The organism is Devosia sp. Root685 (genome assembly GCF_001427875.1).
Classification (GTDB): Bacteria; Pseudomonadota; Alphaproteobacteria; order Rhizobiales; family Devosiaceae; genus Devosia.
The window spans coordinates 1811176-1819329 of record NZ_LMHK01000001.1 but is presented as its reverse complement, the minus strand read 5'-3'; the positions used below and the strand labels follow the sequence as shown (position 1 = coordinate 1819329).

At 61.6% G+C, this 8154-nt stretch carries 5 protein-coding genes; 4 read left to right on the top strand and 1 reads right to left on the bottom strand.

Translation table 11 applies throughout. The features are described from left to right. Nucleotides 1–130: 130 nt before the first annotated feature. The gene (locus ASD83_RS08695) at nucleotides 131–1561 is read right to left on the bottom strand and encodes a sigma-54-dependent transcriptional regulator (protein ID WP_244489122.1); all 1431 of its coding nucleotides are present in this window, start codon (nucleotides 1559–1561) and stop codon (nucleotides 131–133) included. Nucleotides 1562–1754: 193 nt separating this feature from the next. Here ASD83_RS08695 and ASD83_RS08690 point away from each other — a divergent pair, with 193 nt between their 5' ends. The 4 genes from ASD83_RS08690 (at nucleotide 1755) to ileS (ending at nucleotide 7995) form a co-directional block, all read left to right on the top strand. After that, nucleotides 1755–3029, top strand: coding sequence for an EAL domain-containing protein (locus ASD83_RS08690; protein WP_156385841.1), 1275 nt, complete (start codon nucleotides 1755–1757; stop codon nucleotides 3027–3029). A gap of 88 nt (nucleotides 3030–3117) precedes the next feature. Next, nucleotides 3118–3996 (top strand): TIGR01459 family HAD-type hydrolase, encoded by an 879-nt coding sequence (locus ASD83_RS08685; protein WP_056309715.1) that lies wholly within the window; start codon nucleotides 3118–3120, stop codon nucleotides 3994–3996. 1 nt (nucleotide 3997) lies between these two features. Then, entirely contained in the window at nucleotides 3998–4972 is a 975-nt protein-coding gene (locus ASD83_RS08680; RefSeq protein ID WP_056309713.1) for a bifunctional riboflavin kinase/FAD synthetase, read from the top strand. Nucleotides 4973–5043: 71 nt separating this feature from the next. Beyond that, the gene (gene ileS / locus ASD83_RS08675) at nucleotides 5044–7995 is read left to right on the top strand and encodes an isoleucine--tRNA ligase (protein WP_056309711.1); all 2952 of its coding nucleotides are present in this window, start codon (nucleotides 5044–5046) and stop codon (nucleotides 7993–7995) included. Nucleotides 7996–8154: the final 159 nt, after the last annotated feature.

Below are 8154 nucleotides of genomic sequence, written 5' to 3'. Positions count from 1 at the left end.
TGACGCCGGGGTTTGCAAGGGGCGTGGCGTCGCAGCATAGGGGCACACCCTCGTGGTTCGAGGCTTTGCTCTGCAAAGCACCTCACCATGAGGGTTACTGGRTGAGGGCACTCGGCCGCGAGCACCCTTGTCAGCCCGCCTTCTGCATCTCCGCCCAGCTTTGGCGTTTGCGGTAGATCGTCGAGGGGCTAATTTCCAGCGCCGCGGCGGCCATGGAGATATTGCCGGCGAAGGCGGCGATGGCGTCTTCGATGATTTTTTGTTCCTGCTGCCACATCGGCAGGATGGCGCGGCGGCCTTCGGCGCGGGGGGCAGGGGCTTCGACCGGGATGAAAGCCTGGGACTCGATGTCGGCGGCCGTGAGCATGCCGATGTCGATATCACCGCCATCGAACATGACGACGATGCGACGCACGAGATTTTGCAATTGCCGCACATTGCCCGGCCAATCGGCAGCGGTCAGTTGCTGCGCCGCCTCGCCCGAAAAGCCGCCAAAGACTTTGTGTTCTTCGCGCGCGTAGCGCTCGAGGAAATGGCGGGCCAGCACCATGATGTCGGTGGGGCGCTGGCGGAGCGGGGGCAGGTGGATCGGCAGGACATGCAGGCGATAGAACAGATCCTCGCGGAACTTGCGCTCGGTAATCATCTGCAAGGGATTGCGATTGGTGGCGCAGATGACGCGCACATCGACTTTTCGCATGCTGGCTTCGCCGACGCGGGAGATGGTGCCCGTTTGCAGGAACCGCAGCAGTTTTGATTGCAGGGAAAGATCCATTTCCCCGATCTCATCGAGGAACAGCGTGCCGCCATCGGCCAGTTCGGCCGCGCCCTTGCGGTCTTCATGCGCGCCGGTAAAGGCGCCGCGGGCAACGCCGAACAATTCGCTTTCCATCAGGTCGCGCGGAATGGCGGCGCAATTGATGGCGACGAAGCGTTTTCCCGCGCGCGGACCCTGAGAGTGGAGCGCTTCGGCGCAGACATCCTTGCCGGTGCCGCTTTCGCCGGTGATGAAGACCGGGGCGGCTGATGTGGCGACGCGCCCGATCTGATCGTAGATGAACTGCATAGCGTTCGAGGCGCCGACAAAGCCGGCGAAATCGGGGACGGCCTGGGGCAGGCTGGTATCGAGCCCGAGCGAGCGCGGCCTGCCATGGCGCTGGGCCAGTTCGCCGATCCGGGTGGCAAGGGTCGGGCCGGCAATAGGCTTGGTCACATAATCATGGGCGCCCGAGCGCATGGCGCTGACGGCGGCAGTAACCGAGGCGCCGCCGGCCATGGCAACGACAAGCGCGCCTTCGGCATGGCGAACGACGCGCCCCATGCCTTCGTCATCGCGATCGGCGATGTCGGCAAGGCTCGGCATATCGGCCAAAATAATGTCGAATCGGTTGGCGCGCAGGGTGTCGAGAGCCTCGCGGCCGCACTTAACGAGGGTAACGGCAGGCGTGCAGAGCAAAGCCTGGCTCAATGATTCGCCAATCTGGGAGGCCGCTTCAACGTCGCCGTCGATGAGCAGAAGTCGCCCGCTCAGCGCGTTGTCGAGGCCGGAAATCATTGCCATTACGCCTAAATCCTAGTGTTTCGCCATGCGTCCGACGTGTGCCGGACAGCTATGACGCTCACGGGGAGTGTTGACGAACAGGGTAAATAATCCGTTCTTTACCTGTAGGATCGCGTCTCAGCGCTTTTTCCCGAGGAGAGGCAATGATATGACTTGCATGTCGAATCTAGCCACAATCTGAACCTTGGATGCCATGCAGGCTCTGGTCTATCTCTTTATCGCGCTTGCTGGTTTTGCGATTGGCGCAATGACCTATTTCGCCTTGTCCTTTACGCTTGCCGAAGCGATCCTGGTTGCGCTGGTCGTTGTTTGCATTGCCACACTGGTTACCGAACGCCGTTTGCGGCTGCGTGCGGAAAAACGTCTCGAACGCGGTATCGAGGATTTGTCGCGACTGCTTGCGACCGACGCGCAGGCTGGCTCGGTTCTCGGCCGCCGCATCAATGCCCTTTCCGAACTCAATCCCGGCCAGCGTCTCGAAACCATCGAGGCTGATATTTCCGTGCTTGGCACGGTCATTCGCCAGGTGGCCGAAGCGGTAGCGGAAATCGAGGAAAAGGCCGCTGCGGCCGGTGTGGTGGCTTCACCCGATCGGTTTGCCGGGGAAGCGCCGCGTGCGGTTTCGCCGCCGCAACGGCATGATGATATCGAACCGATCATTCCCCTCGACATGGTGCGTCAGGCGCTGGGCGACCAGCGCCTTGTTTATCATATCCAGCCCGTGGCGCGTCTGCCGCAGCGCCGCCCTGCCGGCTACGATCTCATTCCGCGCCTGATGCTCGAAGATGGCGATGTGGCTGAACCCGTCGACTTCCTGCCGCGCCATGGCGGCGAGGATGTGTTGCAGCGCGTGGACGGCACTGCGCTCAATGAAGCGGTAGCCATTGCCCGTCGCGCCCGTACCGGCGGCCAGGCCATTTCGCTCTATATTCCTCTGAGCGGCGCGACGCTGCGCGACAGCGCGGCGGTGGAGCAGTTGCTCGCTATTCTCGATGCCAATCGCGTCATTGCGACGGGCCTGATCTTCACCATTGGCGAGGTGGAATTCCAGGAACTGATGCAGACGGCGCGCACGGCGCTGCAGGCGATCCAGCGGCGCGGCGCGGGTTTCTCGCTGTCCAATGCCTCCTCGCTGCGGCTCAATTTTGCCGATCTTTCCGAACTTGGCGTGCGCACGATCCGTGTCAATGCGGGCAAGCTGATCAATTCGCCGGAAGTCTATACCGACTTCCACCTCTCCGATATCGCGAGCTATGTGGGGCGTTTCGATATTACCCTCCTCGCGACCGGGGTAAGCGACGAGCGGCAGATCGTCGAGCTGCTCGACAATGAAATCACGCTGGTGCAGGGCAATCATGTCGCCCCGCCGGGCCCGGTGCGTCCCGACCTGCTGCTCGAGCCGACCCGCACTGTGGCGCCGCCCGCCCCGCAGCGTCCGGAAGCGGCACGCCGTCGCGCCGAGCTCTGAAATCGGCAATTCCATCGGTTTCGGACTTGATCGCCCGGACCGAACTGCCACATAGCAGCCTGAGACATTTTTAGACGGGAACTGACCCATGTCCGCAGCCGCGCCCCTGCCCATCATTTCCGGCCTCGCCGATCTCGCGGGGCGCTACGATGCGGTGCTGAGCGATGTCTGGGGTGTCATCCACAACGGCATCTCGGCCTTTCCCGAGGCGGTGGATGCGCTGGTGCAATATCGCCGCGCCGGGGGCAAGGTGGTTCTCATCACCAATGCGCCGCGGCCGTCGCCGCCGATCGTTGCCATGCTCGACCGGCTCAATGTGCCGCGCGAGGCCTATGATGCCATCGTCTCCTCGGGGGACGCGACGCGGACGATGATTTCCAAATATCGCGGGCGCGCTATTCATCACGTCGGTCCCTTGACCGAGGACGATGCGCTTTACGACGGGTTCGATCTCAAGCGCACGGGGCCCGAAGAGGCCGAAGTCGTCGTCGTGACCGATCTCGATACCGACGAAGACACCCCGGAAATGTATCGCGAGCGCGCCAAGCTGTGGCTACAGCGAAAGCTGCCGATGATCTGCGCCAATCCTGACCGGGTGGTGGAGCATGGCGACCAGATCATCTATTGCGGCGGCGCCTTGGGCGATCTTTATGCGGCCATGGGCGGCATGGTCTTGATGGCGGGAAAGCCCTATCAGCCGATCTATGAAGAGGCGTTTCGCCTCGGCGAACTGGCGGCGGGCAAGGCGCTCGACAAGAGCCGGGTGCTGGCCATTGGCGACAGCGTGCGCACCGATGCGACGGGCGCGGCGCAGTTTGGCATTGATCTCCTATTTATTACCGGGTCGATCCATGCGGCCGAACTCGATGCTTTCGGCAAGCCCGATCCGCAGGCGATTGCCGACCTGATCGCGCCGAGCGGGGCGCAGGTGGCCGGCTTTCTGCCGCGTCTCAATTGGGCGTCATGAATTGAGCGCTTTCGTTCGTCTTTCCGGTTTTTCGGAACTCCCAGCGGCGCTGAGAGGCGCCTATGTCGCCATCGGCAATTTCGACGGCATGCATCGCGGCCATCAGCGGGTCATCGCGGCTTTGCGCGAGCGGGCGCACGCGGCGGGCGTGCCGGCGCTGATCCTGACGTTCGAGCCGCATCCGCGCGACGTTTTTGCGCCAACTCCGTTCATGTTCCGGCTGACGCTGGGCGATGCCAAGGCGGCGCTGGCCGAGGCGCTGGGGCTCGATGGCATCATCGTCCTGCCCTTCGATACGGCGTTTTCGCAGATCGAGGCGGAGACTTTTGTCGCCGATTTTCTGGTTGGCGCTCTCGATGTGAAGGGCGTCATCATCGGGTCGGATTTCCATTTTGGCCGCCAGCGGCGGGGTACGCCGAGCTTTTTGCGCGAAAAAGGCAATGAGCTGGGCTTCGCGGTGGAAACGCTGGATTTGATGGATGAGGGCGACGAGGTGATTTCCTCTTCGCGCATTCGCGCGGCGCTCTCCGAAGGCGCGGTGACCGCGGCCAATCGGCTATTGGGCTATCACTGGTTTTTTGAAGGCTGCGTGGTCAAGGGCGACCAGCGCGGGCGCGAACTGGGTTATCCGACGGCTAATACGATGACGCAGACCGGCTTTCAGCTCGCGCAGGGCGTTTATGCCGTGCGGGCCAAGGTGGGCGGTAAGCTGCTCGATGGCGTTGCCGCCTATGGCAAGCCGATGTTCGACAATCAGCTTCCGCCCTTTGAGACGCATCTCTTCGATTTCGACGCCGATATTTATGGGCAGACGATCTGCGTGGCGCTGATCGGCCATATCCGCGGGCAGGAAGTGTTCAAGGGGCTCGACGATCTCATCGCGGCCATGGATCGCGACAGCCGTAAGGCGCGGGCGATGATCGCCGAAGCGCGGCCGATCGGGGCGCTGGACGAGACGCTGGGGTTTTTCGGCTGAAATCAACCTTTGCCCCATTGGCCTTGCCTTGCTAAAAGGCACGCCATTCTTCCCGTACCGATTGCCGATCCATGACCGATACCGCTCCAGGCGCGACCGAAACAGATTACTCGGCCACGCTCTTTCTGCCGCAAACCGAATTTCCGATGCGCGCGGGCCTGCCCGATCGCGAGCCGATCTGGCTCAAGCGCTGGCAGGACATGGATATTTATGCGCTGCAGCGCGAGCAGGCCAAGGACCGGCCGCTCTTTACGCTGCATGACGGCCCTCCCTATGCGAACGGCAATATCCATATCGGGCATGCGCTGAACAAGACGCTGAAGGACTTGGTGAGCCGGTCCATGCAGATGCTTGGCCACAACGCTGCCTATATCCCCGGCTGGGATTGTCACGGCCTGCCCATCGAATGGAAGATCGAAGAGCAGTACCGCGCCAAGGGCAAGGACAAGAACGAAGTCCCCCTGGTGGAATTCCGCCAGGAATGCCGCGCCTTTGCCGAAAGCTGGGTCGATATCCAGCGCGAGGAATTCAAGCGTCTGGGAATTTTGGGTGAATGGGATAATCCCTATCTCACCATGAGCTTTGACGCCGAAGCGCAGATCGCGCGCGAGCTGATGAAGGTGTCCATGACTGGCCAGCTCTATCGCGGGTCAAAACCCGTGATGTGGTCGGTGGTCGAACGCACGGCGCTGGCCGAGGCCGAGATCGAATATGCCGATTATGAGAGCGACACGATCTGGGTAAAATTCCCGGTCACACGGTTTGGCGGGGTCGAACCGGCTCCGGGCAGCAAGCTTGTTCGGCCGAGCGTCGTGATCTGGACCACCACGCCCTGGACCATCCCGGCAAACCGGGCCATCTCGTTTTCGAGCAAGATCGCCTACAGCCTTTACCGCGTGACGGCGGCGCCCGATGGCAATTGGGCCGTTGTCGGCGACCAGTATATCCTCGCGGACAACCTGGCCGAAGACGTGATGAAGAAGGCCAAGGTCGAAGCCTACGAAAAGGTCTTCCCCGTTAGCGCGGAAATGCTTGCCGGTGCGCTGACCGAGCACCCGCTGCGCGGCCATGCCGACGGCTACAATTTCGACGTGCCGCTGCTCGATGGCGAACACGTCACCGACGATGCCGGTACCGGCTTTGTGCATACCGCGCCGGGCCATGGTCTTGATGACTTTGGTATCTGGATGGAATCGACGCGCCTGTTGCAGGATCGAGGCATCGACCCGTCCATCCCCTATGTTGTGGGCGACGATGGGTTCTACACGTCCGAAGCGCCTGGTTTTGATGGCGCGCGCGTCATCGACGACAATGGCAAGAAGGGCGATGCGAATAATCGCGTCATCGCGGCGCTGGCCGAAAAAGGCAATATCATTGCCCGTGGCCGCGTAAAGCACCAATATCCGCATTCCTGGCGCTCGAAGAAGCCGGTGATCTTCCGCAACACGCCGCAATGGTTTGTCTATATGGACAAGGCCATCGAGGGCGCCGAGGGCGATACGCTGCGTCACCGGGCGCTCAATGCCATCGACAAGACCAAATTCTATCCTTCGGCCGGGCAGAACCGGTTGCGTGCCATGATCGCTGATCGTCCCGATTGGGTGCTGAGCCGTCAGCGCGCCTGGGGCGTGCCGATCACGGTTTTTGTGCACAAGGGAACTTCGGAAATCCTGCGCGATGAAACGGTCAACCACCGCATCGCCCAGAGCTTTGAGGAAGAGGGCGCCGACGCCTGGTTCAAGCCGGGCGCTGCCGAACGCTATCTCGGCGAGGGCTATAAGGTTGCCGACTACGAGATGGTGACTGACGTGCTCGACGTGTGGTTCGACAGTGGTTCGACCCACGCCTTTGTGTTGCGCAATAAACAAAAATGGCCGCATCTGAAATTCCCGGCCTCGATGTATCTCGAAGGCTCGGACCAGCATCGCGGCTGGTTCCATTCCTCGCTGCTCGAAAGCTGCGCGACCAATGGCTATGCGCCCTATGACAGCGTTCTCACCCATGGTTTCACCATGGATGGTGACGGCAAGAAGATGAGCAAATCGCTGGGCAATACGGTTGCCCCGCAGGACATCATCAAGCAATACGGCGCCGATATCCTGCGGCTCTGGGTGGCCTCGTCCGACTATTCGGAAGACCTGCGTCTGGGCAAGGAAATCATCCAGACAACGGTCGATGGTTATCGCAAGCTGCGCAATACGCTGCGCTGGCTGCTTGGTAATCTCGCCCATTTCAAGGCCGACGACGTCGTTGATTTCCGGGATATGCCCGAACTTGAACGGCTGATGCTGCACCGGTTGGCGCAGCTCGATGCCGGGGTGCGTTCGGCCTATAAGGAATACGACTACCGCAAGGTCGTCTCGCTCCTGACCAATTTCATGAACATCGAGCTTTCGGCGTTCTATTTCGATATCCGCAAGGATGCGCTTTATTGCGATCCGATTTCGAGCGTGAAGCGTCGCTCGGCGCTGACCGTGCTCGACCATCTGTTCAACGCGCTGACCGCCTGGCTCGCGCCGATCCTCGTATTCACCATGGAAGAGTGCTGGCTGGAACGGCATCCGGGCGAAAACGAGAGCGTACATCTGCGGCTCTTCCCCGAGATTCCGGCGGAATGGCTGGATGACGAGTTGGCCAACAAATGGCAGCTCATTCGCGGCGTGCGGCGCGTGGTAACCGGGGCGCTCGAAATCGAACGGCGTGAAAAGCGCATCGGTTCCTCGCTCGAAGCCGCGCCAAAGGTGTTTGTGTCGGACGCGCGCTATATCACAGCGCTCGAAGGGCAGGACCTGGCCGAGATCGCCATCACTTCGGCGATTGCAATGTCGCACAATGATGGTCCGGCTGAAGCGTTCACGCTCGATGATGTGCCGGACGTATCGGTTGTGCCAGCGCTGGCCGAGGGCACGCGCTGCGCCCGCTCGTGGAAGGTGTTGCCCGAAGTTGGGTCCGATGCCGAATATCCGGATGTAACGCTGCGTGATGCGCAGGCTTTGCGTGAGTTGGCGGCGGTTGAGGCTTAAGCGGTCGCGGGCCCATCCCGCTCTCGGTTGTCACCCCGGCGAAGGCCGGGGCCCATCTCGAGATCTCAGGATGGGTCCCGGCCTTCGCCGGGATGACAACCGGTGGTCGTTGATAAATCTCTGTAGTGCAGTTGACGATCTCAGCGACCGCACGAACCC